The 24,120-nt window shown below is 54.2% G+C and carries 26 protein-coding genes and 1 riboswitch; of the genes, 14 read left to right on the top strand and 12 right to left on the bottom strand.

The genetic code is table 11. The features are described from left to right. On the bottom strand, nt 1-612 hold a 612-nt coding region (locus QJQ48_RS18205; RefSeq protein WP_346292670.1), incomplete at its 3' end, for an NADPH:quinone reductase. Nucleotides 613-751: 139 nt separating this feature from the next. Between QJQ48_RS18205 and QJQ48_RS18200 the strand changes: the two genes are divergently transcribed. Continuing rightward, the gene (locus tag QJQ48_RS18200; RefSeq protein WP_346292669.1) at nt 752-1,444 is read left to right on the top strand and encodes a COP23 domain-containing protein; all 693 of its coding nucleotides are present in this window, start codon (nt 752-754) and stop codon (nt 1,442-1,444) included. Here QJQ48_RS18200 and QJQ48_RS18195 read toward each other — a convergent pair. Beyond that, nucleotides 1,441-1,782 carry a Dethiobiotin synthetase gene (locus QJQ48_RS18195; RefSeq protein WP_346292668.1) on the bottom strand — a complete coding sequence of 114 codons (342 nt, stop codon included), beginning with the start codon at nt 1,780-1,782 and terminating at the stop codon, nt 1,441-1,443. The genes QJQ48_RS18200 and QJQ48_RS18195 overlap by 4 nt on opposite strands. A 220-nt stretch (nt 1,783-2,002) precedes the next feature. Here QJQ48_RS18195 and QJQ48_RS18190 point away from each other — a divergent pair, with 220 nt between their 5' ends. From QJQ48_RS18190 to QJQ48_RS18150, 9 genes are all read left to right on the top strand, one after another. Then, nucleotides 2,003-3,184 (top strand): DegT/DnrJ/EryC1/StrS family aminotransferase, encoded by a 1,182-nt coding sequence (locus QJQ48_RS18190; RefSeq protein WP_346292667.1) that lies wholly within the window; start codon nt 2,003-2,005, stop codon nt 3,182-3,184. Between the two features lie 11 nt (nt 3,185-3,195). Further along, complete coding sequence (crtB, locus tag QJQ48_RS18185; RefSeq protein ID WP_346292666.1) at nt 3,196-4,092, top strand: cyanoexosortase B; 897 nt, start codon at nt 3,196-3,198, stop codon at nt 4,090-4,092. Between the two features lie 29 nt (nt 4,093-4,121). Then, nucleotides 4,122-4,826, top strand: coding sequence for a cyanoexosortase B system-associated protein (locus QJQ48_RS18180; protein ID WP_346292665.1), 705 nt, complete (start codon nt 4,122-4,124; stop codon nt 4,824-4,826). A 109-nt stretch (nt 4,827-4,935) separates the two neighbouring features. Next, nucleotides 4,936-6,219 (top strand): polysaccharide biosynthesis/export family protein, encoded by a 1,284-nt coding sequence (locus tag QJQ48_RS18175; protein WP_346292664.1) that lies wholly within the window; start codon nt 4,936-4,938, stop codon nt 6,217-6,219. Nucleotides 6,220-6,281: 62 nt separating this feature from the next. After that, a complete protein-coding gene (locus tag QJQ48_RS18170) occupies nt 6,282-8,486 on the top strand; it encodes a GumC family protein (protein WP_346292663.1) in 2,205 nt (734 codons plus the stop codon). Nucleotides 8,487-8,545: 59 nt separating this feature from the next. Then, the gene (locus tag QJQ48_RS18165) at nt 8,546-9,268 is read left to right on the top strand and encodes a pyridoxine 5'-phosphate synthase (protein ID WP_346292662.1); all 723 of its coding nucleotides are present in this window, start codon (nt 8,546-8,548) and stop codon (nt 9,266-9,268) included. Nucleotides 9,269-9,350: 82 nt separating this feature from the next. Beyond that, nucleotides 9,351-9,680 carry an MgPME-cyclase complex family protein gene (locus QJQ48_RS18160; RefSeq protein ID WP_346292661.1) on the top strand — a complete coding sequence of 110 codons (330 nt, stop codon included), beginning with the start codon at nt 9,351-9,353 and terminating at the stop codon, nt 9,678-9,680. A 26-nt stretch (nt 9,681-9,706) separates the two neighbouring features. Beyond that, complete coding sequence (locus tag QJQ48_RS18155; protein WP_346292660.1) at nt 9,707-10,363, top strand: hypothetical protein; 657 nt, start codon at nt 9,707-9,709, stop codon at nt 10,361-10,363. Between the two features lie 22 nt (nt 10,364-10,385). After that, nucleotides 10,386-11,252, top strand: coding sequence for an NAD(P)-dependent oxidoreductase (locus tag QJQ48_RS18150; protein WP_346292659.1), 867 nt, complete (start codon nt 10,386-10,388; stop codon nt 11,250-11,252). 95 nt (nt 11,253-11,347) lie between these two features. On the opposite strand, the gene rpsN is transcribed toward QJQ48_RS18150, so the two are convergent. The 4 genes from rpsN to serS form a co-directional block, all read right to left on the bottom strand. After that, entirely contained in the window at nt 11,348-11,650 is a 303-nt protein-coding gene (gene rpsN / locus QJQ48_RS18145; protein WP_346292658.1) for a 30S ribosomal protein S14, read from the bottom strand. Between the two features lie 89 nt (nt 11,651-11,739). Beyond that, nucleotides 11,740-12,426, bottom strand: coding sequence for an endonuclease III (gene nth, locus QJQ48_RS18140; protein ID WP_346292657.1), 687 nt, complete (start codon nt 12,424-12,426; stop codon nt 11,740-11,742). After that, on the bottom strand, nt 12,423-13,514 hold the full coding sequence (gene rseP, locus QJQ48_RS18135; protein WP_346292656.1) for an RIP metalloprotease RseP: 1,092 nt from the start codon (nt 13,512-13,514) through the stop codon (nt 12,423-12,425). Before rseP ends, nth begins: the two co-directional genes overlap by 4 nt. 218 nt (nt 13,515-13,732) lie before the next feature. After that, nucleotides 13,733-15,007, bottom strand: a complete 1,275-nt coding sequence (gene serS, locus QJQ48_RS18130) for a serine--tRNA ligase (protein ID WP_346292674.1) — start codon at nt 15,005-15,007, stop codon at nt 13,733-13,735. Between the two features lie 177 nt (nt 15,008-15,184). Between serS and petJ the strand changes: the two genes are divergently transcribed. Next, on the top strand, nt 15,185-15,511 hold the full coding sequence (gene petJ, locus QJQ48_RS18125) for a cytochrome c6 PetJ (protein WP_346292655.1): 327 nt from the start codon (nt 15,185-15,187) through the stop codon (nt 15,509-15,511). Nucleotides 15,512-15,738: 227 nt separating this feature from the next. After that, nucleotides 15,739-16,638, top strand: a complete 900-nt coding sequence (locus QJQ48_RS18120) for a tetratricopeptide repeat protein (RefSeq protein WP_346292654.1) — start codon at nt 15,739-15,741, stop codon at nt 16,636-16,638. Here the strand turns inward: QJQ48_RS18120 and QJQ48_RS18115 are convergent, their stop codons facing one another. Further along, a complete protein-coding gene (locus QJQ48_RS18115; RefSeq protein ID WP_346292653.1) occupies nt 16,639-16,833 on the bottom strand; it encodes a heavy-metal-associated domain-containing protein in 195 nt (64 codons plus the stop codon). A gap of 130 nt (nt 16,834-16,963) precedes the next feature. Continuing rightward, the gene (locus QJQ48_RS18110) at nt 16,964-18,067 is read right to left on the bottom strand and encodes a tetratricopeptide repeat protein (protein WP_346292652.1); all 1,104 of its coding nucleotides are present in this window, start codon (nt 18,065-18,067) and stop codon (nt 16,964-16,966) included. Between the two features lie 153 nt (nt 18,068-18,220). Here QJQ48_RS18110 and QJQ48_RS18105 point away from each other — a divergent pair, with 153 nt between their 5' ends. After that, nucleotides 18,221-18,664: a CU044_2847 family protein gene (locus QJQ48_RS18105; protein ID WP_346292651.1), complete on the top strand. Its 444-nt coding sequence runs from the start codon at nt 18,221-18,223 to the stop codon at nt 18,662-18,664. Between the two features lie 20 nt (nt 18,665-18,684). Here the strand turns inward: QJQ48_RS18105 and QJQ48_RS18100 are convergent, their stop codons facing one another. Continuing rightward, nucleotides 18,685-19,611 (bottom strand): mechanosensitive ion channel family protein, encoded by a 927-nt coding sequence (locus QJQ48_RS18100; RefSeq protein WP_346292673.1) that lies wholly within the window; start codon nt 19,609-19,611, stop codon nt 18,685-18,687. Between the two features lie 274 nt (nt 19,612-19,885). Between QJQ48_RS18100 and QJQ48_RS18095 the strand changes: the two genes are divergently transcribed. Beyond that, on the top strand, nt 19,886-20,437 hold the full coding sequence (locus QJQ48_RS18095) for a Uma2 family endonuclease (protein ID WP_346292650.1): 552 nt from the start codon (nt 19,886-19,888) through the stop codon (nt 20,435-20,437). A gap of 97 nt (nt 20,438-20,534) precedes the next feature. On the opposite strand, the gene typA is transcribed toward QJQ48_RS18095, so the two are convergent. The 3 genes from typA to QJQ48_RS18080 form a co-directional block, all read right to left on the bottom strand. After that, the gene (gene typA, locus QJQ48_RS18090) at nt 20,535-22,325 is read right to left on the bottom strand and encodes a translational GTPase TypA (RefSeq protein ID WP_346292649.1); all 1,791 of its coding nucleotides are present in this window, start codon (nt 22,323-22,325) and stop codon (nt 20,535-20,537) included. 242 nt (nt 22,326-22,567) lie between these two features. After that, nucleotides 22,568-22,807, bottom strand: coding sequence for a regulatory protein SipA (gene sipA / locus QJQ48_RS18085; protein ID WP_346292648.1), 240 nt, complete (start codon nt 22,805-22,807; stop codon nt 22,568-22,570). Between the two features lie 18 nt (nt 22,808-22,825). Further along, entirely contained in the window at nt 22,826-23,866 is a 1,041-nt protein-coding gene (locus QJQ48_RS18080; protein ID WP_346292647.1) for a sirohydrochlorin chelatase, read from the bottom strand. Nucleotides 23,867-23,899: 33 nt separating this feature from the next. Then, a riboswitch (cobalamin riboswitch) is annotated at nt 23,900-24,116 on the bottom strand. Nucleotides 24,117-24,120: the final 4 nt, after the last annotated feature.

The raw sequence follows: 24,120 nt of genomic DNA, 5'->3' as shown, positions 1-24,120 counted from the left end.
TATCTCCATCACCTGATCCAGATAGCCCTCAGCTCTGTGATCCAAGACGTAATCTGCTCCCTGCTCCGTCACGAGTTGCCGCCCCGCCGGTGAGCCACCTGTGCCGATGACTCTTAAGCCTCGGCTCTTGGCTAGCTGAACGGCTGCCAGCCCCACGCTGCCAGTGGCTCCATGAACTAGCACCGTCTCTCCCGGCTGCGCCTGCCCTTTGTGGAATAGGGCGCGGTACGCCGTTGAATAGGGCACGAAAATGGCTGCTCCTGACGGAAAACTAATCGCTCCTGGCAGAGGATACACCTGATCGGCTGCGTAGAGCGCCTGCTGAGCGTAGGTACCGCTGAGAGGCCAGCCGCCATAAACGCGATTGCCCACCTGCCACTGAGTCACCTCTGGGCCTATCGCCAAAATCGTTCCGGTCCCGTCGATTCCCGGCGTATAGGGCAAATCGGGCTTGCGGGCGTAGGTGCCTGCCCGAATGTAGGTATCGACCGGATTGACGCCAGCAGCTTCGATCGCTACCACTACTTGCCCCACCGCAGGTTGCAAATTGTTAACGGTTGCTAACTGCATCACCGTGGGGTCGCCAAACTGATGCACCTGAATCGCCTGCATAGAACCGCCTGACTCTGCTAAACCTGTGTCTCAAGCTTAGGTCAAAGTTTGTCAGCCAACGCAGCTAGTCGGGGAACATTCTGACCTGATTTTATAGACTCAATAGATAGAGGCAATTGCTAACAAAAGGACATCGGATATGACTACTCAGAGGCCACGCTATCAAAAACTGTTTAATCAAGTCCTCGGATCCGGACTGCTGGGAGTGCTGGCAGCAACAGGCTTCATCGTGCCAGTTCAAGCGCAGACGACTGAACCGCAGGAATCTACGGTTGACTCTTCTCCCCGATTTGAGTGTCAGGTTGAGAATGGTCAGTACACCGTGATGTATCGGCCCTCGACCCAGCCCGATCAGGCTTATCCCTGGGCAGTGCCCGAAGCGATGGGCGACAACTGGCCTGCTGAGCGCCGCTGCAATGTGATTAGCGATCGCCTAGAGTTTTATCGTCCCGATGGTCTGCTAGAGCTGCGCACCGATCGGCTCAACGGCTATGACATTGTCTGCGTCACCACTGAGCAAGACAACTCCTGCCGCATTGTCTTCACAGTCCCGCCCGGACAGGATGCCGTTCTAACCCGCGATCGCGTTTTTGATAATCTGGTGGCTGCCGATCAGGGAGAATCCACCAGCGCTATCAATACTTTTACCGGCCAAAACGACAATATTTTGGGGCAAATCGAAGCTGCCCTAGGCGGGAGCGGACTTAATCGCCGCCGCAGCGGTGGTATCAATCTGCAGCCATTCTTAGATAGCGTCGATGGCGGCACGGGCACCCAGCTCAGACCGACGACGATTACCCCAGGGCGACGACTCAACCCAAATCGCTTTTAGCCCTGCCATTCATCGGCAAAAATGCTGGTAACGGCGATCGCAATGCGGCTTAAGTCTTCATCTAGTAACGGTGGCCACTCTGTTCCCGCCCGCTTCCCCGCTTCAAAGGCGCGGCGGCTTTCGTGGGCCAAACAGAAGAGGGCGTAGGCCAATTTGCGATCGATCTGCTGGGCCGATCGCAGTCCTTCAAAAATGGCTTTGAGGGCTAAGAGGAGGGACGTGACCTGACCGGGAATCGGCGCTTCTCGACGTTGAAGCTGCTGCAAAAAAGTATCTGACTTATCGGGTGCTGGCAGTGCCTGATTCACCACGAACTGACGTGCGGTTGTAAAGTCCATGCGCTTAAAGGCCCATATCTAAAAACTGAGTTGTCATCGCCGAAGACCTTTGAGGGAACCCTGTAACTGCACCCGTTTCAGCAAAAGCGATCGCGAGTTTACAAACACTTCATGATTTCATGGTGTTCAAAAGAGGGCAAACTCGCCACACTGGGTTGGTAATACAGCTAGCGTACAGCTTTTGTGACCGGGTTGATTGCGACTAACTGGCATGAGCTATATGACCCCAACAACTATCAATCAGGTTCCTTTTGTAGACCTATCCAGCCAGCATCAGCCCGTTCAGGCCGAGATTATGGCGGCTGTGCAAGCTGTACTGACTCAGGGAGATTTTATCTTAGGCAAAGCTTTAAGCGAGTTTGAGGCAGATTTTGCTGCGGCCTGCGGGGTGAGCCACGGCGTCGGTGTTGCCTGCGGTACGGATGCCATTGCGCTAGGGCTACAGGCCTGCGGTGTGGGAGCCGGGGACGAAGTGATTTTACCGGCCAATACCTTCATCGCCACGCTGATGGGGATTCTGCGCACCGGGGCTAAGCCCGTTTTTGTGGACTGCGATCCGGCGACAGCGCTAATCGATCTGGCGGCGGCGGCGGCGGCGATTACCCCCCAGACGAAAGCGATCGTTCCCGTACACCTCTACGGGCAAATGGTGTCGCCCAGGGGACTACAGCAGCTAGCCCAGCAGCATGGGCTAATCGTCTTTGAAGATGCGGCTCAGGCGCATTTAGCTGAGCGAGAAGGCGATCGCGCTGGCTCAGTGGGCACAGCAGCGGCTTTTAGCTTCTATCCCAGCAAGAACTTAGGTGCCCTCGGCGATGGCGGGATGCTGGTGACTTCGACGGCGGCGATCGCCCAAACCACCCGTTCGCTCAGAAACTACGGCGCTACGCGCAAATACGTCCATACTGAAGCAGGCGGTACTAACAGCCGTTTAGACACGCTGCAGGCAGCCGCTTTGCAAATCAAGCTCCCCTATCTCTCTAGCTGGAATCAGGCCCGCTATCAGGCCGCCCAGTATTATGATCAGCGTTTAGAGGGTCTACGAGATTTCGGCGTCTTGCCTTTGACTAACCAGGCAGGCAGCGGCCACGTCTATCATCTCTATGTGATTCGACTCAGCCCCGCGATCGATCGCCCTCAGCTTCAAAGAGATTTACAAACACAGGGTATTCAAACCGGAATTCACTATCCTATTCCCTGTCACCTCCAGCCCGCCTTTGAATTTTTAGGCCATCAGTCAGGGGAGTTCCCCCAGGCTGAACGCCTCTGCGACGAAATCCTGTCTTTGCCCCTGTATCCGGGCCTTACCCAGGCTCAAATCGATTACGTTGTCGAAACCTTACAGCGTCAGCTTAAACTGAATCAGTCTGTTTCGCGTCAGCCCCTCAACGCCAACCCCTGAAGGAGAACGGCATGTTAGCCAATCGTCACGTCAAGCACCTAGAACGCCACCCTCTAGAAATTGCCCTGTTGGTGCTGCTAGCAGTTCTCTATGTGCCGCTGCTGCTGCACTGGGTAGATGGCTGGCTGAACAAATCCATCAGCATTCAGCACGAATATTTCAGTCACGGTTTGATTGGACTGCCCTTTGCTGCCTACATCACCTGGGAAAAACGCCAGCAGTGGCAGCAGCTCACCTCTCAAATGCATCCGGTGGGGTTGATTTTAATGGGCATGGCAGCGGTTTTCTATCTCAGTGGCCTCAGCGACTGGATGAATTTTTCTTTGCCGCTCCTGCTGACAGGTATTTGTGTGGTGCTGAAAGGCTGGCCGGGGCTGCGGCTGCAGGCTTTTCCGCTCTTGCTGGTGGCCCTGGCAACGCCTTCTCAGCTTCCCTACCTAATTGAGCCTTACATCCTGCCCTTGCAGCGCTTCATTGCCGGGGCGGCTGGCTTCTTGCTGATTCAGTTTGGGATTGACGTAGATGTCAATCAAATTTATCTGTTAGTCAACGAGCAGCCGGTTGAAGTAGCGCCTCACTGTGCGGGACTAAAAATGCTGTTTACCAGTCTTTATGTCGGGTTGATGCTGCTCTACTGGACTGGGGTTTGGCGATCGCGGTTGCAGACAGGGATTTTCTTAAGCGCTACTGTGGCTCTGAGCGTAGTGGGCAATATTGTGCGCAACACGCTGCTGAGCTTTTTTCACGGCACCGGCCAAAGAGGAGCCTTTGAATGGCTGCATGATAGCTGGGGGGGAGATATTTACTCAGCCATTATGCTGTTTTTGCTAGTTGTCCTGATTCGGGCTATCCAGCAGTATGTGCCTCCCACATTAGCGCTGCAAATTGACCACGATTCTAATGTCTAGCGTCTGCACCCACAGGGTGAACCAAGTCCATGATGGCTTTGAAACTTCCGCCTCGATTGACTAAAGGACTGATTGTGGCTGTTCTAGCCATTTTGGCGGCGATCGCGGCTCTGCCGAACTACTTTACGGGCAGTTGGCCTTGGACGCGCCCGCCGGAGGTGGCGCAGATTGATCAGCTCAAGGCACTTTCAGCTCAAACATTAGCCGTTCCGGGTTGGCAAGTGGCTGACTCGCGAGAAATCGCCATCAGCGGTCATGACTGGCTCGTCATGGAGTTGCAGCCCCAAGCGCCGTCAGCGCCGCTCACCTCGGCCACGCTGCTGCTGCGCCCCCAACCCTGGCACGACAATCAGCCAGAGGTAGAGTGGCTTGATTTGGCCGGATCTCAGGACTGGCAAATGGAGACACCTCGGCAGGTACGGTTTGCATCGGCAGCGACTGAAGGCAATCCCGTCAAGGCTCGCTTCTTTAGGGGACGAAATGAGCGCGGTACCTTCGCCGTGATGCAGTGGTACGCTTGGAGCGATGGCGGCCATCATTCACCTAGCCGCTGGTTCATTGCCGATCAGATGACGCAGTGGCGCGATCGCCAGCGACTTCCCTGGATTGCCGTATGCCTGCTAACGTCGATGGAACCCCTCAGTTCACTCGCGCCCTATGAGGCTGCCTTAAGCGATTTGGCTAGTCAAATCCAGGCTAACCTACAGACAGGCCCGCTAACCCTGATTGAGTAATGCTTTCCCGGAACTTCGGCTCAGCCCTAGCGTCTCTTGCTTATTGAGCCAATCGCCGATTTTGGCTAGCCTAACTTAGCTACTAACCCCTTTAACTGTCATCGTCACTGTGTCCTTTTCCTGCCAGCTTCAGTCATCTCAGTCTTGGTTTTCTCGGTGGCGGTTTCTGCCGCTGCAGCGCCCACTGGCTGCCGCCCCGCTAACGTTGGGGCTGCTGCTGTGGCTCAGCCCGCTAGCTCAAGCGCCAGGATGGACACAACCTGCTGCCGGGGAGGCTGACACGCTGCCTGAGTTTGATTGGGAAACCAATCAGATTCCGCCCAGCGGACTTCCGCCGGCGCTGCCGTCGCCACCTAGCTTTCCCGTCCCGATTGAAACCGTGCCTCCGGTGTTGACGCCTGATCTGCGCGATCGCTTTCTGGGCTTGCCGACTGAGCCTGATTTTGATATCTATCGGCTCGGCCCTGGTGACGCTATTTTCGTCAGCGTACAGCGTTTTGGCGATCTCAGCTTTGAGGCAACGCTCGATCTGCAGGGCAATGTGGTTGTGCCGCTGGTGGGTGCCGTTTCGCTGGAGGGCCTGACCTTAGAACAGGCTGAAGCGAAAATTCGTAGCCTCTACGATCAATATGTGGTGGATCCAGATGTTTCCCTCACCCTGGTAGCCCAGCGCTCCGTCGAAGTGACCGTGCTGGGAGAAGTGGTCAGACCCGGTTTCTATCCGCTGCCAGCCCCCACCGTTTCAACTGCCTTACTGGCTTCAGGCGGCGCTACGGGTACGGCTGACCTACGGGCAGTACAGATTCAGCGGCAGCTGCCTGAGGGACAGACCATTGAGGAAACCATAGATTTGTTTACACCCCTTCTGCAGGGAAAAGCGCTGCCCGACTTGCGGCTAGACGATGGCGATGTCGTTTTTATTCCGCGACTAGATCCCAGCGAACTAGATGAATATGATCGCTATTTGGTGTCACGCTCAACCCTAGCCCAGCCCCAGGTTTCCATCCGGGCGCTGACCTACTCCACTAACGGCGGCGCTTTAAGAACCGTGGAGTTGCCCAACGGTAGCCGTTTCTTGGATGCTATTACCACCATTGGCGTCAACGCAGATAGAAACGCGCTGCGAGATGTGGGGCTGATTCGCTTTGATCCAGAGCTGGGTAAAGCGGTGACGCTGCGATTGAACACTTACGAGGCGCTAGACGGCGATCTTTCTCAAAATCCGCCTCTGGAAACCAACGATGTCATCATCGTCAATCGTAATCTGGTATCCCGTATTACCTACGCCTTCAACACGTTTACCCAGCCTTTCAGAGATGTCCTAGGCTTTTTGCTATTCTTTGAATCTATTTCCGATGCTGCCACTAATCTGTTTGGCCCAGGAAGCAACTAGAATATTTGTCATAATGAAGCAGTTCCAGAAAATTCGGCTGAGCGATCGCGCCTAGTAAAGCTATGATGCCGACCTTCTTCAAACGCTATCTGATTGCTATCAACCGCTACAAGTGGGCGGGTCTAGCTGGTTTTTTGGCCATTTTGGGCGCTTCCGGAGTTGTGGCCCTGCAGCCACCGCCGCCGCAAGAGTATGTCGCAGAAGGGGCACTGATTGAAAATGCGCCCATTTTGACCTTCACGGCGACAGGTAGTGAAATTCAGGCCAGCGGTCAGAGCATTTTTAATAAAGATGTTTTGCTAGCTGATATTCTGCTGCAGCAGGTAGCCGATCGCCTAGAAGAGCAAGGCATGGAAGTGTCGCTCAGGCAGCTACGGCAGCAAACAGATATTAAGGTAAGCGAAGCTGAAAATGACGATACCAGTCGGCGCAGCGTCGCAGTTCGCTACATTTCCCAGCAGCCGGAAGAGGCCGAGGCTGCTTTGAGCCTGCTGTTTGAGGGGATGGTTGAGTTCAGCCGCTTCAACAATAAAGCGCGTTTACGCAGCATTATTGAGGCGTTAAATGAGCGTCTGCCTGAAGTCGAATCCGAATTGCGCAATGCTGAGCAGGCGCTAGAGCGCTATGACCGAATTGAAGGCCCGGCGATTCAGGCTTCTTTAGACGGTTCTCTGTTGGGCGCTATTTCGGCCAGTCAGGCACAGCGGCGCCAAAATCAGGTGCAGCTAGCCAGCATTGATGCTCAAATGCGGAGCCTGCAGTCCCGGCTAGGAATGACGCCAGAGCAGGCTTATGCCTCGTCGGCTCTCAGCGCTGACCCCATCATTGCCGACCTGAGAGCCAAAATCTACAGCACCGAGTCGCAAATGGAGCTGCTCTCGGCTCAGCTACGTCCGGCCCACCCGACAATGGTGGAGCTACGGCAGCAGCAGGATGCTTATATTCAACTCCTGCGGGAGCGAGCCAGCGAGATTATTGGCGGCGGTTCCTTAGCGCCTCTGCCCAGCGGCACTGAAGTGCGCCAAGACAGCAGCCTCGATCCGGCAAGAGCCGCTCTAGCCAACCAGCTTGTGGTGCTGCAGACCCAGCAGGAAACCGTGCAGCAGCAGCAGGAAACTTTGTCTCAATCAGAGCAAGAGCTGCGTCAACAGTACGCCAGCATTCCCAATAAGCAGCTAGAGCGAGAGCGCTTAGCTCAACAGGTTGCCGTCAAGAAGGCACTCTACGAGCAGATCCAGGCCAAGCGAATTGATGCAGAAGCGGCTGAGGCTGAGACGGTCAGCAGCCTGACCGTTTCTAAGCCGCCGTTAGTGAAACCTATAGAGATAGAAGCCACTAACGCCCTTGTGATTTTGGCGGTGGGCGGTCTGATTGGCCTGGTGACCGGGGGCGCGATCATTTATCTGCTTGACATGCTAGATAGCACCGTCCGCACCCACGAGGAGCTAGAGAATGCTCTGCGCGACCAGGAAGTGCCGATTCTCAGCGTCATCCCTACCCTATCGGTTCGCTCAGCTAGGGCGCTGCCGCTGATGCTGCAGCCGGACTCTCCCTACGAAGAAATTTACGAGCGCTTCCGCAGCAATATTCAGCTAGCGGCTGCTCAGTCAGTTAACACCAAGCAGCCCAAGGTGATTCTAATTACCAGTACCAAAGGCGGTGAAGGCAAAACCGTCAGCGCCTACAATTTGGCGATCGCTTCGGCGCGGGCTGGCAAACGGACGCTACTGATCGAAGCCGACCTGCGCTCCGCCTCCCAAGCAGAGCAGCTGGGGGTAACGCCAGAGCGGCAGGCTACCATCGAACCGCTGCGCTATTACGGTGGCAAGCTGGGAGACAATATTCGCTTAGTGCCCGGTATCGAAAATTTATATATTTCGCCTAGTCCGGGGCCTCAGCGACAGGCCGCCGCCGTTCTAGAATCTAGCGAGATGCGCCGTTTCTTTGAGGATGCTCGCGTCCGCTTTGACATGGTGATTTTAGATGCGCCAGCGCTAAGCCATAACAATGACGCCATGATTTTGGAGTCGCAAACAGATGGGCTGATTTTAGTAACACGGCCCAATAATACTGAGAAAACAGTGCTGCTGGCAGCCTTAGAACAGCTTGAAGAATCTGAAACGGTGCGGCTGCTAGGCGCTATTGTCAACGGGGCGGAAATTCCGATCGCGGCAGCAGAGGAGTGGATGGATCTGCCCATCGAAGATGACATAGAACCGGAACCGGAACCGGAATATGCCTTCCCGGCCCGTTCCATTGATTTCTAGCCTGGGAGCTAAAGGCTTCGGCTAAAATGAGAGGCAGCGTTTCTACGGGAGAATTGAGCTTGCCAACGTTAGGGGTCAATATCGATCACATTGCCACTATTCGTCAGGCCCGGCGCACGGTAGAACCCGATCCGGTGGCAGCAGCGGCTTTGGCGGAATTGGCGGGAGCAGATGGTATCACGGTTCATCTCCGAGAAGATCGGCGACACATTCAAGATCGGGACGTGAAGCTGCTGCGGCAGACAGTCCGCACCCACCTAAACTTAGAAATGGCGGCCACCGACGAAATGGTGCAAATTGCCCTATCGCTTGAGCCGGACTATGTGACCTTAGTGCCGGAGCGCCGGGAAGAAGTTACCACTGAAGGGGGGCTGGATATTGCCGGGCAAGCTGAGCGCATGGGCAATGTGGTTAAGACGCTGCAGGCGGCAGGCATTCCGGTTAGCTTGTTTATCGATGCCGATCCGGAGCAAATTCAAGCTTCTGCAGCGACTTCAGCGCAGTTTGTTGAACTGCATACCGGGCGCTATGCCGAAGCTAAGACGGAGACAGCGCGGGCTTCTGAGCTACAGATGCTGGAACAGGGCTGTCAGCAGGCGATCGCGGCTGGGCTGCGCGTCAACGCTGGACACGGCCTAACCTATTGGAACACCTATCCGGTGGCCTGCTTAACGGGTATGGAAGAACTCAATATTGGTCACACAATTATTAGCCGAGCGGCTTTAGTCGGTATAGAGCGGGCTGTCCGCGAAATGAAGCAGGTCATTCGCGGAGAGTTTTGAATTATTATCAGGCGCGACAAGAGAGCACTCAAGCTGGTTTATTGGTTATATAGTTGAAGACTTACAAGAAAAACCCACGGCTATGACGACCTATTACTTTGCGGCTGCTAGTCAGCGCTTTTTACTAGAGGAAGAGCCTTTTGACGAAGTGATTAAAGAGCGCATCCGGCACTATCAGGAACAGGAAAAAGAAAAAGATTTTTGGCTGATCGTGCAGCCCGCTTTTTTAGAGGCTCCGGAGCTAGCTGAGGTAAAAGCCAAGTGCCCACAGCCAGCAGCAGCAGTGGTTTCTACCAATCCGACCTTTATCACCTGGCTGAAACTGCGGCTGGAATACATCGCTACTGGCGAGTTTGAAGCACCTTCTGACACCATTCCCGATCCGCTGGCTTCCCTGACGACCGCTAGCTGATGCAGTATTGTTGTGCGGAGGTTTGTATGAATCGCAAATTTGGTATTGGGTCGGCAATGTTGCTGGCAGCTCTTGGTTTGGCTGGCAGCCCGGCGATCGCTCAGACTGAGTTTCCCCCTTGCCCGCCTCCTAGCGCCAGCGAATATTTGCTGCTGGTGCGAGGCGAAACTTCTGAGGTACGCGATCGCATTCAGGCAGAACTGCCAGCTAGCAGTACCGCAATGGTCTGCAACTACCTCAATGACGTGGTGGTACGGGCCGGTGGCTTTACTAGCCTGGAGACGGCGAATGCCTGGGCCCAATACATGACGGAAGTACAAGGACAGCAGGCCTTCGTTGCCCGTCCTCCCAGTCCGGCAGAAGCGACAGCCGCTCTAGCGGCAACGGGTTCGGCAGAAGGTTCGCCTGTGTATGCGCCCCAGCCTCTATCAGCGGGCTATGCCGTCCTAGTTGACTATTTTGATCGCCCAGAGGTGGCTTTCGATCTGCAGCAGGAGCTCGATCAGCCCGTTGGCCTAGTCGTTTACCGGCAGCAGCCCTACCTGCTGGTGACTCAAAGCGCCGACGTGACAGCCGTAGGCAGAGCGCTGGCTCAGCTCAGCGATCGCAACTTTACCACCTTCATCGTAGACAGCAGTCAGGTGATGCTTTTGACAACTCAGGTCGCTGCTGCGCCTGAGTAATTGCGCAATTAGGATCTTTACCGTGAAAGTTAGCCTCTTCGGAACTGGACTGATGGGCCAGCCAATGGCCCTAAAACTTTTACAATCAGGCCACCAGATAACGGCCTATAACCGCACAGCCGCTAAACTAGCCGACGTAGAAGCTGCCGGAATAGCCGTCACAACGGAGCCTGCTGCAGCTATTCAGGCATCAGACTGCCTGATTTTAATGCTGGCCGATGCCACCGCGATTGAGCAAACTTTGCTGTCAGCCACCGCCAAGCCCCTACTAGGCGATCGCGCGGTTATTCAAATGGGAACTATTGCCCCAGCCCAGAGCCGCGCGATTGGTGAAGCTGTAGTCGCTGCTGGCGGAAACTACCTGGAAGCGCCGGTTCTCGGCAGCATTCCCCAGGTGAAGGCAGGCAGTTTGCAAATTATGGTAGGCGGCACTGAGGCGCAGTTCAGCCAGTGGTCGCCGCTGCTGCAAAGCCTGGGCCAGCCTATGCATATTGGGCCAGTAGGTACCGCTGCTGCGACTAAGCTAGCGATGAATCAGCTCATTGGGGCGCTGACGGCAGGCTTTGCTCAAAGTCTGGCTCTGGTGCAGCAGGAAGGTATTGAGACAGAAAAGTTTATGGCGATTGTGCGGGAGAGTGCCCTCTATGCGCCTACCTTCGATAAAAAACTCGATCGCATGTTGAATCGCAGCTTTGACCATCCCAACTTTCCGACCAAGCACCTGCTCAAAGATATGAATCTGTTTGTCGAAGCGGCTAAGGCGGCAGGCATTGAAGCTGAACTGACTAAAAGCGTGAGCCAAATAGCCGAGCAGGCGATCGCCGCAGGGTTAGCCGAGCAGGACTATTCCGCTCTCTATCAAGCCGTTAACCCGCCCGCTGATAGGTAAAGGCAGGCAAATTTGACTCAAGCTGCACAAGCTGCGCGAGCATACAAAAATAGGACATGGTACACCATGCCCTAGCAGTCAAATACTTTAGTTTTCTACCAGCTCGACTTGACGACGCCTGGCAAAAGACCTTCGTGGGCCATTTCTCTAAGGGCGTTACGGCAAAGACCAAAGTCCCGGTAATAGCCTCTAGGACGACCTGTAAGCCAGCAGCGATTGCGCAAGCGACTAGGGGCGCTATTGCGGGGAAGCTGCTGAATCTTGCGATGAATCTCCAGCTTTTGCTGCTGGTTCTCTGCTTGCCGAAACTCTTCTAGCAAAGCTTCGCGCTTAGCGGCGTATTTAGCCACAAGCTTTTCACGCTTGCGCTCCCGCTCGACCATGCTCTTTTTAGCCATGAAAGATTGTTTGCTGTTTGCTGATTAGTAATTACACAGTCTATGATTATAGACCATTTTAGCCAAATAGCTGCTGCCGCAAAAGATATTCAAGCCTGATTTGCTTTTACTTTCTGCGGGGCAGTTTTGGCAGCAGGGCACAAATCGGCGAGCTGGCAGCGATCGCAGGCGGGCTTGCGGGCATTGCAAACCGCTCGCCCGTGGTAGATCAGCCGAATTGACCAGTTTTCCCAGTCGGCCTGGGGCAGCAGCTTCATCAGATCCTGCTCGATTTTGACCGGGTCAGCTTGCTGAGTGAGTCCTAAGTGACGGCTCAGCCGCTTGACGTGGGTATCTACCGTGACGCCCGCATTGATGCCATAAGCATGGGCCAAAACTACGTTGGCAGTTTTACGGGCCACGCCCGGCAGGCTCGTCAGTTCAGCCATTGTCTGCGGCACCTGTCCGTCAAAATCACTCATGATTTTGGCACAGGCCGCCCGGATATTTTTGGCTTTGTTGCGATAGAAGCCGGTAGAGCGGACAAGCTGCTCCAGCTCATTTAAATCGGCTCCTGCTAGCGTCGCCGCGTCTGGAAAACGGGCGAACAAGGCAGGCGTGACCAGATTAACCCGTTCGTCGGTGCACTGAGCTGACAGAATCGTCGCCACTAGGAGCTGTACGGGAGTTTGATAGTCTAGCGAGCAAGGGGCTTCTGGATAGAGCTGCTTGAGTCGGCTGAGAACGGCTAAGGCCCGCTGTTGTTTAATCGTTGGTTTGCGTTTAGCGGCATTCACTGAAGCAGATTTTGAAAGATTTCCAACTGAGTGGTGTCGCGCACGATGAGGAAAACGCCGAGGCCGAGTAGCAGCACTAATCCCGTTTGCATCACGTTTTCCTGAACGCGGGCGGGTAGAGGCTTGCCTCTGACGGCTTCTGCTAGCAAAAAGGCGAGCTGTCCCCCGTCAAGAGCGGGCAAGGGCAGAATATTGATAATGGCTAGGTTGATGCTGATGATAGCGGTGAAAGGAAATAGGGTCGTGATGTTGTTGTGGACAAGTCCGGCCCCCTGCTCAACGATCTTAACGGGGCCAGCTACCTGTCCGGCCATTTCGGAAAAGTTAGAGATCAACAGGCCGAAGCCCTTAACCGTCCGCACCAGCATCCCCTGAAACTCCTGGGCCGCTAGCGTAAAAATTTCAATCGGGTTGTCGGCTCGGCGATAGACGATAGTGCCATTGGGCTGTAGCTGTACTCCAATAATGGCATTGCCATCGGGGCCGCGCTCTGGCACCACGGTCAGGTCAAGCTGGCGATCGCCCCGCTGGACGGTCAAATCGATTGGCTGCTCAGGGCTGCTTTTAATTAGATCCACCAGGCTTGGGATGGTGTCTTCGGTCGTACCGAGAGACTTGCCATTCGCCACCATAATCACGTCCCCTGGCTTAAGACCTGCTTGGGCCGCAGGGGCGCTTTCTGACATCACCTGGGGCACCAGAACACCCGGTTCAGAAGCGAAGTTTTGGGGAACGCCGACGCTCGCATATTGGGCAACAAAGACAAGATAGGCAAACAGCAAATTAGCAATGACGCCAGCACTAATCACAATCGCCCGGTCTAAGATGGGGCGGTTTCTCAGTAGGTCGGGGTCGTTTTCAGCAATTTTGCTATCTGGATCATCGTCTGGGAAGCCGACGAAGCCGCCAAAGGGGATAGCTCGCAGCGAATATTGGGTTTGGGGGCCTTCATACTTGAGTAAAATGGGGCCGAAGCCAATGGCAAATTTGTTAACGTGAATGCCCTGCAATCTTGCGGCTAAAAAGTGTCCCAACTCGTGAACAAAAATCAGAACCGCGAGAACGGCGATCGCTGCTAAAACCGACATAAAGACTATCTACTGTTAATTTTCAGACCAATATTGCTCTATTCTATCGTTTGGCCTGCTATCCTGTCTGGACTCGGTTTGGGACGGTTCTTTCTACCTGCCGCAATTTTTAGGCAGTTTCGGCCAGGTGGCACTGCCCGCCTGAGGCAATCGGGACGCGCTGCTCTCCTCGTCTGCGGCAAAGGCTGAGTTGCTGCTCAAGATCCAACCGCCACAGTCTAAAGCACCTCTCGTCCCAAGTAAGGCTGCAGCGCCTCTGGAATGGCTACCGTGCTGTCTGACTGCTGATAGTTTTCTAAAATAGCCGCCATTGTCCGGCCAATTGCCAGCCCCGAACCGTTGAGGGTATGGACAAACTGGGTGCCTTTTTGACCCGCAGTCTTAAAGCGAATATTGGCCCGGCGAGCCTGAAAATCACCGCAGTTGGAGCAGCTAGAGATTTCACGATATTTGTCTGAAGAGGGGAGCCAGACTTCAAGATCGTAGGTTTTGTTAGCCGAGAAGCCTAAGTCGCCAGTGCACAGCTCAATCACGCGGTAAGGCAGCTTCAGTGCCTGCAGAATACCTTCGGCATCTTGCACTAGCGCCTCATGCTCTGCTTCTGAGGCAGTGGGATGCACAAACTTATACATCTCCACCTTGTTAAACTGGTGCAGCCGGATCAGGCCACGGGTGTCGCGCCCGTAGCTGCCCGCTTCCCGCCGAAAGCAGGGGGTATAGGCGCAGTAGTGAAAGGGTAAGTTGTCTGCGGCTAAAATTTCATCCCGGTGCAGATTGGTCAGAGGCACTTCGGCGGTAGGAGACAGCCAAAGATCGTCGCGATCGCACTTGAAGCTTTCATCGGCAAACTTAGGCAACTGGCCGGAAGCTGTCAGCGAGGCCGTATTGACTAAAAAGGGCGGCATCACTTCGGTATAGCCTGCCTGAATATGGCGATCGAGCATGAACTGGATCAAAGCTCGCTCTAAAGCTGCCCCTGCGCCTAATAACGTTACGAAGCGGCTTTGGGCAATCTGGGTCGATCGCTCGAAGTTTAAGATCCCCAGCTTTTCACCCATTTCCCAATGGGGTAGTCGCTGACCTGTGGGCAGGTATTCATCGCCCCAGCGGCGCACTTCAATATTTTCATCTTCGCTTTTGCCGACGGGCGTAGAAGCACTGGGCAAGTTGGGCGTTGATAATAAAATGGTCTCAATTTCGCCCTTGAGCTCCCGTTCCCTTGGCTCTAATTCGCTGAGCTGATGCTTGACTTGGTTGCCTTCTTCCCGCAGGGCCTGTATTTCTTTACTTTTAGGGTCGGCTCCGTTGCGAATCGCCTGCCCGACCTGTTTGCCAATTTCGTTGCTGCGGGCTTGAAGCAGCGATCGCTCAGTTTCTAGCGATCGCTGCTGCTTGTCTAGGTCTAGCAGCGCTGCTACGTCATAGTCTCCACGGTGGCTGAGACGCTCCTGGACGGACTGAGGATTTTCGCGAATTTGCTTCAGGTCGAGCACAGAATCTTTTGGCAAAACACACTCCAACAGTATTTCACAATAGCCAGCAAATGTGAGTCTTTCTAGATAACCGATTGCGCTTCATAAATAGAAATCTTTGACCCATCGTCTTTTGACCCCGCCTAATCCCACCGGCATGATGAGTGAGTCAATTGGGCCTTGAGGAGAACACTTTGTATGAAACGAGTCTTGTGGTTTTGCTTAGCGATCGCCAGCAGTTTATGGCTGTTTGTCGCACCGGCTGCGGCTGATATTGCTGAGGGCGCTAGAGTTTTCTCGGCTAACTGTGCGGCTTGTCATATGGGCGGTGGCAACGTGGTTAACGCCGCCAAAACCCTCAAACAAAGCGATTTAGACCAGTACGAAATGGCTTCACTCGATGCGATTACCTATCAGGTGACTAACGGCAAAAATGCGATGCCTGCTTTCAAGGGACGCCTGACAGCAGATCAAATTGCAAGCGTTGCCGAGTATGTCTTAGATCAGGCCGAAAAAGGCTGGTAGGTTCGTCTACTTAACTACTCTCGACGTTCGAGATACTAGCGGTAGGGCCCGGATCCCCCTGCCTCCCTTAATAAGGTGGCAATCGCCGGGGGATCTCGCAATTAGTTGCAACCTTGTCAAGCGCGTAAGTCCTGACTAATAAAGAGGCTAGTTAGCGTCTGCGATTAAAGAGGCTAGTTAGCGTCTGCGATATTAAAAAGCCAAAGCTCATGCTGCTAAAAGAATTTATGACTTTTTGCTTGAGAAAAATACTGCTTTTTAGCCTGGCGACTATTTGCTGTCTGGCCGTCTCAGTCACGCCTGTCTGGGCAGCCGCAAATCCCGGCTCCAGCAGCTTTCGACAAGGCATTGAGGCTTTGATAGCTCAGAGATATCCGCAGGCGATCGCCGCCTTTACCGAGGCAATAGAGCAAAATACGCATTTAGCTGCGGCCTATGGCAATCGCTGTTTGGCCTATCTCAGTCTCGATCAGTATCCGCAGGCGATCGCAGACTGCACCCAAGCCTTGCAGCATCAGCCCAACTCGGCTGAATTTTATTTGAATCGCGGCTTAGCTCACTATCGCTTAGGGGAGTATGCGCCAGCGATTGCCGACTACACTCAGGCACTGAGTTTCAAACCGGATGATTACCGCGCTTTCTACAATCGCGGCCTAGCTCAGTTTGGCCTCACCAACTATTCGGCAGCGATCGCCGACTACAACCAGTCCCTACAGGTGAGTCCCCCGCTAGCAGCCGATCGCCTGGCCGCGATTTACGACGATCGCGGCGTAGCTTATCTGCAGCAGCAGGAGTCTATTGCCGCCAAGCAAGATTTTATCCAGGCAATCCAGTACAACGCAGCCGACACGCGGGCTTTGTTTAATTTGGCCTGTGCCTGCCACCAGCAAGGACATGAGCTAGCGGCCATAGCCTATTTTGATCAAGTGCTGGAGTTAGCGCCCAAGCACGCCCAAACCTACCTGAATCGCGCCATGATTTATCAGCAAATCGGCAATCACCCGCAGGCGATCGCCGATCTAAATCAGGCGGCTGACTGTTTTTATCAGCAGGGGCGCCAAGCAGCCTATCGACGGGTGATGCAAATCTTAACCCACTTACAAGCGCAACCCGCTGTGTTCGGTTAGTTAGGCAACTGTGTGTCCGGTTGCTTGAATGGCCTGCCGAATTGAAGCTTCGCTGGCCTCAGTTTCAGCCATAACTTCTTTGGATGTTAAATCGATATTGACTTTGGCCTTGCCGTCTACTTTGGTAATTGCCTCGGCCACTGTCTCAGTACAGCCGTCACACACCATTGAAGGCACTGTAAACTTAACGCTCATAAATTTCTCCTAAATGCAGGTTTATTGAGAACTTAGCTTACGAGTGCCGGTCGCTTGTTCGGTCTAACGATGGAATCTAGGTCAGCTCCTGGCAGACGCTGAAACTGGCGATCGCTCACCAAGCTGCAGATTAAATTGCCAATCCAGAGCGGTGATTCTGATGCTGCAGAAAGTGGAGACCGCTATAGAGCTGGAAAGCAGCATCCCAGTTGCTGGGCCGCTTTCGCATCAGGTCGATGTGGGCGGGAAAATTAGATAGCAGGTCAATATATTCCATCGCCCCTTCGGCAAAAGGCGTAAAGCCAGATTGCAGAGGACAGGTGAGCTGCGCCTGAATATGCTGGCTGAGGGCATTCCAACGGGGGCGAGTCGTTGCCTGAGGCAAGTCAGGGCTGGTTTGCGTGCTGAGGGGATCGCCCGATTTGAACTGATAGGTGCGATCGCACAGACGCAAAATCGATCGCCGCTGGTGCAGATGCAGGTCTAAAACCTGGGCATAGTCCTGGGTCTTCTCCTTGCGCTGCAGCTTGCCCCAAGGGCCTAGATCCACCACCTGCTCAAAAATCGGCAGTGCTCCCACCACACACTGGCTCACCTCTGACCAGTCAAAGGCAATGGTGCCAAGCTGATTATTAGCGCTTTGGCAGACCACTTTGACCTGTGGCTCTACCGCCCGCAAGAAGCTGACCCGAAACACCTGACCTTGATTAATATCCGCTAGCTTGGCACAAAAAGCCGGCGTCGCCGCCGTTGTCAGCGCCTGTTCCAAGTAGCGTAGTTCCCCCATATTGCCGACGCGGTAAACTCGCCAGCTTTTGCTGGGCAACTGCATTCGCGCCGTGTACGCATCTATCTGCATCACCTGGGCTAACCCCTGGGCTGCTGTCGCTCGCTGCTGGGGCGCTACGGGTTCTAAAAGCAGTAAGCCTGTATCCTGACTGTCGGGAGCGGCTTTGGCAGAGGCTTTGGCCGCTTCCTGCTGGGCAGCCTGACGGGCATTGAGCCGCTCAATCCCCTGCCTAGCCTGAGCCAGTATTTTAGGGTGGGTTGATTTCTGCAAAATTTGGCGGTAGGTTTTGGCGGCGGCTTCTAGCTGCCCCCGCCCTTCCTGATACTGACCAATACAAAGCTTCAGCCAAGGATCTTGGGGAGACTGCTGCCGCCACTGCTGCAGTAGTTCGGCGGCGCGGCGGTAGTCTTGGCTTTCAAGCGCGGTGGTGACAACTTCTAACATGCCTGCCTCTTCGACCTAGGCTAATGTTCTCATTCTAGGCAGCGAGGGCAAAGATATTCCTGGGCGATCGCCTGCTTTACCTGGGTAGCCGTCAAGATAGGCTATTTTGAGAGAACGGTATGACGCTGATTGTTTTGATTCGGTCTGAAATTTATGCCCCGTTTCCAACTTGATGAAGACGCGCCTATTTTAGTGGAGTTTACGCCAACTGCGCCGATCGACAATCCGGCTGCCTTAGTCAGAACCGATCAGGTTGAACGCTCAGCGGCGGCAATCAACAGCGCCATGAATACGATGCGTAATATGGCGCAGCTAGTGGTGGAGACTTTAGATACCTTAGACGAACAGCCGTCTCAGGTTGAGGTGGAATTTGGCCTCAAGCTCAGTGCTGAGGGACAAGCCGCGATCGCCCGTTCTGATGATTCCTCTATGCTGACAGTGCGGATGACCTGGGATCCCAGTCTGCGTCCGGCCCGCTGGCAAGAGCCGGCGACAGAATCCTATCGCTATGACGAAGAGGGCTACGCCGTCCGTAGTGACTACCCCTACGCTGACTATCGCTATGAAGATGAAGGGGGCGATGACGACTGGTTTTAAGCGGTTAGTCCCTTAGAGAATTAGTGCTGTCCGTTGTCTGATGAGCGGCTCGCCCGCAGCGCTCCGGCTAAATCGCGGCGTTTAGGCGTGTCCCCTGGGCCAGCAGGCCAGCCTTCGCGCTGCCGGGAGCGATCGCCGTCGGTTTCTTCTGTCTGGTCGTGGAAGAGAATCTGCTGAGTGGGGAAGGGCATATCGATGCCGTTTTCAGTCAGCACCGCGCAAATGCGGGCTAAGATCCGATCCTGAGTGCTGAGAGCGTCAGCGCGGCGGGGGGGCTTGATCCACCAGCGAGCACGCAGGTTGATCGTACTCCCGGCCAGATCAACTACGAGCACTTCTGGCCCTGGATCTTGCAGGGCATCTTGATCGTTGCTTAGCACGTCTAAAATCAGCCGTTTGGCCTGATCGATGTCGTCCCCGTAGCCAATGCCAATGTCGTACTGCAGCCGTCGCTTTTCGTAGGCGGTATTCACCGTGACGGCGTTGGTAAACAGTTCGGCGTTGGGAATGACTACGCGGCGACCGTCGTAGGTGCGAATGGTCGTGGCGCGGGTCTGAATCTTCTCGACCGTACCTTCAAAGTCGTTGTAGACAATTTGATCTTCAACTTGAAAAGGCTCCGTCAGCAAAATCAAGATACCAGCTAGAAAGTTCTGCAGAATATCGCGGAAGGCAAAGCCAATGGCGACACCCCCAATCCCCAAGAGCTGAAACAGATCGCCAGCGCCAAAGGAAGGGAAAACAATCGACAAGGCGACTAATGCGCCTAACAAAATGATGCCGCTCTGGATCAGGCGCGCCAGTACTAAAGCCACATTGCGCGATCGCCGTCGATGGGAAAAACGCCGAATCAAACTCCGAACAATACGCGCAATAATCCAAAAAATAGCAAATACAATAATGCCGAGCACAATTCCCGGCAGGAGCCGCAAAGCATACTGCGTCATGGAAGCAACGCGCTCCCAGGCAATGGATAAAGAAACGTCTTCCACAACTAACCCTTCGTGTGTCGCAATTTACAAATGACAGGATTGTACTGAGGCGTGGGCCAGTTTGAATCTATCAGAGGGTGGTTTTGAGCTGCTTTGTGATGAAAGCCATACTTGAGAAAATGGCTATGATCTTCATAGCTTTAGAAGGTATCGCTACTAAAAACGGCGATCGCCTTAATCGCTTTAGGTTGAAAACTCCCTGGCGACAGGATGCTGCGGGCAAGTTGCTATGACCCTAACAACCTATAAATGGACAGTCGAACATTATCATCAGGCGATCGCGGCGGGACTGTTTGATGACACGCGCATTGAACTGCTGCAGGGAGATCTCGTCGTTATGCCACCTGAAGGAGAACCCCATGCTTATGCCAACAGCGAAGTGGGGGACTATCTGCGATCGCTCTTGGGCGCTGCCGCTAAAATTCGGGAAGCCCATCCCATCACGCTGCCTAACGATTCTGAACCCGTTCCAGACCTAGCGGTTGTTAAGCCACAGGGATCGGTTTACCTTAGTCATCACCCCTATCCAGAGGATATTTTTTGGCTGATCGAATTCTCAAATACGACACTCAGCAAAGACCTGACTGAGAAAAAAGACATCTACGCTAAAGCTGGAATTATTGAATACTGGGTTGTGGATTTGAAGCATCAACAGCTTTATCTCTTTCGCGATCTTTCAGATACGCAGTATAGGACAGAACAAGTTTATACAACGGGTACCGTATCGCCACTCGCCTTTACCCACGTTCAAATTCAGGTAGAGCGGATAATTAATTCCTGAGAAAGGCTACCAGTTTATTAAATTAAGGAAAAAATAGCAGCTCCCAGGGTTTCCGCAGAAACCCTGGGAGCTGAGAGGAACTGGAATCTGAGAAACTTTAGCGACGGGCTAGCTTCTTGGAGATCTTGCGCAGGCGGATGGATTCGGGGGTGATTTCTACCATCTCGTCGGCGCTGATATATTCCAAGGCCCGCTCCAGGCTCATGTCTACCGGAGTTTGGAGCTGCACGAGTTCATCCCCCGTAGCCGAGCGGTGGTTGGTGAGCTGCTTGGTTTTACAGAGGTTCAGTTCTAGATCCTGGGGTCGATTGTTTTCGCCCACAATCATGCCCCGGTAAACCTTAGTTCCCGGCTCAATGAAGAAGACGCCGCGATCTTCCGCGTTCTTCAGGGCATAGAACGTCGCCACCCCTTCCTCAAAGGAAATCAGCACCCCGTTGCGGCGAGTTTCTACTTCGCCCGACATGGGCCGATACTCCAGGAAGCTGTGGTTCATGATGCCCTCGCCCCGGGTCAGGCGCATAAACTCGCCCCGAAAGCCAATTAGGCCACGAGCCGGAACCACAAATTCCAAAGTAGCTCGTCCGTCTCCGGTGACGCGCATATCCTGCATTTCGCCCTTACGCTGGCCGATACGCTCGATGCAGCCGCCCATCGCATCTTCCGGGACGTCTAAAGCCAGTAGCTCGTAAGGCTCACAGGGCTGACCGTTAATTTCGCGGTAAATTACCTGGGGCTGAGATACCTGAAACTCATAGCCTTCGCGGCGCATGGTTTCAATCAAGATGCCGAGGTGCAGCTCGCCTCGCCCAGAAACCGCAAAGCGATCGGGGGAGTCGGTTTCCTCGACTCGCAGCGCCACGTTGGTTTCCAGTTCGCGCATTAGGCGATCGCGGATTTGGCGCGAAGTCACATAATCGCCTTCTTGACCGGCAAAAGGAGAGTCGTTGATGGCAAAGGTCATCTGCAGCGTCGGCTCGTCTACCTTGATCAGCGGTAGCGCTGCCGGATTGTCAGGGCAGGCCACCGTCTCGCCGATGTTGGCATCTGCGAAACCGGCGATCGCCACAATGTTGCCCGCCGAAGCTTCTTCAATTTCAATCCGCTTCAGCCCTTCAAAGCCCATCAGCTTGGTGATTTTGGACTTGGTGACAGAGCCATCTTCTTTGATTAAAGCCGCCTGCTGACCCGCCTTAACCGTACCGTTATGGATTTTACCGATCACAATCCGGCCTAAATACTCGGAATAGTCTAGGGTCGTTACCTGGAGCTGCAGGGGCTTTTCCACATTGCCGATCGGCGGCGGCACGTGATCCAAAATAGCCTCAAACAGCGGCTGCATATCTCCGTTGGTGTCGTCTAGATCCTTTCTGGCATAGCCACTCAGGCCAGAAGCAAACAGGTAAGGAAACTCGCACTGATCGTCGTCAGCCCCCAGTTCTAAGAACAGGTCTAAAACTTTATCGATCGCCCCGTAAGGTTCGGCTTGCGGGCGGTCAATCTTGTTGACGACGACAATCGGGCGCAGCCCTTTCTCTAAGGCTTTTTTCAAAACGAAGCGGGTCTGAGGCATTGGCCCTTCGTTAGCATCCACAATCAGAATGCAGCCATCTACCATGCCCAATACTCGCTCGACCTCGCCGCCGAAGTCGGCGTGTCCGGGCGTATCAACAATATTGATCAGCGTTTCGCCGTAGTGAACCGCCGTATTTTTAGACAGGATAGTAATACCGCGCTCCCGCTCTAGGTCGTTGGAATCCATGACGCAGTCAGGAATATCTTCGCCTTCACGGAAAATACCTGACTGTTTGAGCAGGGCATCGACAAGGGTCGTTTTACCGTGATCAACGTGGGCAATGATAGCAACGTTGCGAATAGGCAGAGTCATGGTTCCAAGACCTGGAAGGTAAGATTGTTCAGCAAGATGAATTAACGGGATTTATCGATTTAGCAAAATCCCGTTACAAATGCTTAATAATTGTAACTCACTCCACCAGCATCCTTGGGCGGTTATCTACCCAACTTCATAGGGTATGGCCGGAGAGAAGAGCTTCAGCTGAGGGAATCAGGCTAATGCGGGGAATGGGAGACAGAGAGATGCCGCATCTCCGCCTCCCTTAGAGTTTAGAGTTAGTCTGCGCTATCGTCCTGATGGGTTAGAACCACCTCTATATATTGGCTATCAATTAGAAAGGTGCCGCGTTCAAACTTGATGCCCCAATAGCCGCCAGGGCGGCGATCGACGATGGTTCCTTCTTCGCCAATCTGCACCAGATCGGGGGGACGCAGCATGGGCATGGTATCTGCGGTCTTGATATAGGGGGGGAGAGTGGCGATGCGGACGCGATCGCCGACAGCAAAATCAGTCATAGTTGAAAGTCTGTGGGTTTAAGGTATTTGCCAAGCCCGCTCATGGTATTGCTCAGGTTGGGCATAGGGGTCTGAGACTGGGTGCTCGTGGTCGTGGGTATGAGGGTGACTATGGGCGGCAGTCTGTCCGTGTCCGTGATGGTGATGGCCGTGGGTCGCACCGTTTTGCTCAGCGGCGGCTAGCCGAAACTTACAAAGTTCACAGTTCATCTGCACCTGGCCGAGCTGCGTTTCTATCTCCCGCCGCCGCATCACCTGCATTAGAGCAGGGTGCAGCCCCATTTCCGGCAAACAGGCTAGCTCTATATTTGGGAATTGAGCCTGCTGCGTTTGGGCGATCGCAAAAATTTTCTTGACTAAAACGCCCGTAAATAAAAAGTAAGGCAGCACGATAATGCGCCGGGGCTGATAGAGGCGCGATCGGGCAAAGCCTTCCTCTAGTCGCGGATGGGTGATGCCGACAAAGCAGATTTCAACCGTTTTATAACCGCTACCTTCCCAGAGAATGCGGGCCAGCTTGTAGACATCCCCGTTGGCATCTGGATCGCTGGCCCCCCGTCCGACAAACAGCAGCACCGTCTCTTCCCGGCTGATGGCCATCGGATTGTACTCAGGCTGGTCAAGCAGGGCTAAGCGCGATCGCCAGAGGTCTAGAATTTCTGGCGCAATGCCGAAATGCCGTCCATAGTGAAATGTGACCTGGGGGTGACGCTGCCGGGCGCGATCGAGTTCATTCGTAACGTCAAATTTGTTGTGTCGGGCAGCAAATAGCAGCACCGGCAAAACAGAGATATCGGTAAAGCCCTGTTCCACGCAGCGATCGACCCCGTCCTGGATGGTGGGTTCCGTCAGCTCCAAGAAGCAGGGAATCACGGGTCTAGAGGTATCAAGAGTCTGATACGCTGCCGCCAAATCAAGCACCCGCTGGCGACCATCGGCATCACGGCTGCCATGCCCTACCAGAAGTAAAGGGCGCCGCTGAGGCAAATCTGGCTGCAAGTACGTTTTAGCTGCCTCAGCCCCGGCTGAAGCTTGCAGAATACTGTTCAAAGTTATCATCTCAAAACTCCGCTCCTGTGCAACGCAGGAAGTAGAGTGAAAAAGTGACAGACAGGCATTCTGACTGAGGAAACAGGTGTATTTTCGGCTCTAGGCTAGTCAAATTCAAAACTTAAAACCAAGAATTCAAAACTCCTGCCTTTTCCATCACAGCTGCGGCACAGCGCCGGACTTTCACCGGGCTTTCCCTGCCTCGCCACCGTTCACAAGTGCTTCGCCATCTTAGCCCACCTTTCCTCTCCGCGAAATGCCGC

It is taken from the genome of Sphaerothrix gracilis Ecp01, assembly GCF_030405905.1.
In the GTDB taxonomy this organism is placed as follows: domain Bacteria; phylum Cyanobacteriota; class Cyanobacteriia; order Phormidesmidales; family Phormidesmidaceae; genus Sphaerothrix; species Sphaerothrix gracilis.
Note: the sequence above shows the minus strand (reverse complement) of the source record. Positions and strands in the feature narration are given on the sequence as shown.

What these genes read in the sequence shown, in the direction of transcription:
- QJQ48_RS18200 (WP_346292669.1), top strand. Translation starts at nt 752, where the DNA reads ATGACTACTCAGAGGCCACGCTATCAAAAACTGTTTAATCAAGTCCTC.
- QJQ48_RS18195 (WP_346292668.1), bottom strand. Translation starts at nt 1,782, where the DNA reads ATGGACTTTACAACCGCACGTCAGTTCGTGGTGAATCAGGCACTGCCA.
- QJQ48_RS18190 (WP_346292667.1), top strand. Translation starts at nt 2,003, where the DNA reads ATGACCCCAACAACTATCAATCAGGTTCCTTTTGTAGACCTATCCAGC.
- crtB (WP_346292666.1), top strand. Translation starts at nt 3,196, where the DNA reads ATGTTAGCCAATCGTCACGTCAAGCACCTAGAACGCCACCCTCTAGAA.
- QJQ48_RS18180 (WP_346292665.1), top strand. Translation starts at nt 4,122, where the DNA reads ATGATGGCTTTGAAACTTCCGCCTCGATTGACTAAAGGACTGATTGTG.
- QJQ48_RS18170 (WP_346292663.1), top strand. Translation starts at nt 6,282, where the DNA reads ATGATGCCGACCTTCTTCAAACGCTATCTGATTGCTATCAACCGCTAC.
- QJQ48_RS18160 (WP_346292661.1), top strand. Translation starts at nt 9,351, where the DNA reads ATGACGACCTATTACTTTGCGGCTGCTAGTCAGCGCTTTTTACTAGAG.
- QJQ48_RS18155 (WP_346292660.1), top strand. Translation starts at nt 9,707, where the DNA reads ATGAATCGCAAATTTGGTATTGGGTCGGCAATGTTGCTGGCAGCTCTT.
- rpsN (WP_346292658.1), bottom strand. Translation starts at nt 11,650, where the DNA reads ATGGCTAAAAAGAGCATGGTCGAGCGGGAGCGCAAGCGTGAAAAGCTT.
- rseP (WP_346292656.1), bottom strand. Translation starts at nt 13,514, where the DNA reads ATGTCGGTTTTAGCAGCGATCGCCGTTCTCGCGGTTCTGATTTTTGTT.
- petJ (WP_346292655.1), top strand. Translation starts at nt 15,185, where the DNA reads ATGAAACGAGTCTTGTGGTTTTGCTTAGCGATCGCCAGCAGTTTATGG.
- QJQ48_RS18120 (WP_346292654.1), top strand. Translation starts at nt 15,739, where the DNA reads ATGACTTTTTGCTTGAGAAAAATACTGCTTTTTAGCCTGGCGACTATT.
- QJQ48_RS18115 (WP_346292653.1), bottom strand. Translation starts at nt 16,833, where the DNA reads ATGAGCGTTAAGTTTACAGTGCCTTCAATGGTGTGTGACGGCTGTACT.
- QJQ48_RS18110 (WP_346292652.1), bottom strand. Translation starts at nt 18,067, where the DNA reads ATGTTAGAAGTTGTCACCACCGCGCTTGAAAGCCAAGACTACCGCCGC.
- QJQ48_RS18105 (WP_346292651.1), top strand. Translation starts at nt 18,221, where the DNA reads ATGCCCCGTTTCCAACTTGATGAAGACGCGCCTATTTTAGTGGAGTTT.
- QJQ48_RS18100 (WP_346292673.1), bottom strand. Translation starts at nt 19,611, where the DNA reads ATGACGCAGTATGCTTTGCGGCTCCTGCCGGGAATTGTGCTCGGCATT.
- QJQ48_RS18095 (WP_346292650.1), top strand. Translation starts at nt 19,886, where the DNA reads ATGACCCTAACAACCTATAAATGGACAGTCGAACATTATCATCAGGCG.
- typA (WP_346292649.1), bottom strand. Translation starts at nt 22,325, where the DNA reads ATGACTCTGCCTATTCGCAACGTTGCTATCATTGCCCACGTTGATCAC.
- sipA (WP_346292648.1), bottom strand. Translation starts at nt 22,807, where the DNA reads ATGACTGATTTTGCTGTCGGCGATCGCGTCCGCATCGCCACTCTCCCC.
- QJQ48_RS18080 (WP_346292647.1), bottom strand. Translation starts at nt 23,866, where the DNA reads ATGATAACTTTGAACAGTATTCTGCAAGCTTCAGCCGGGGCTGAGGCA.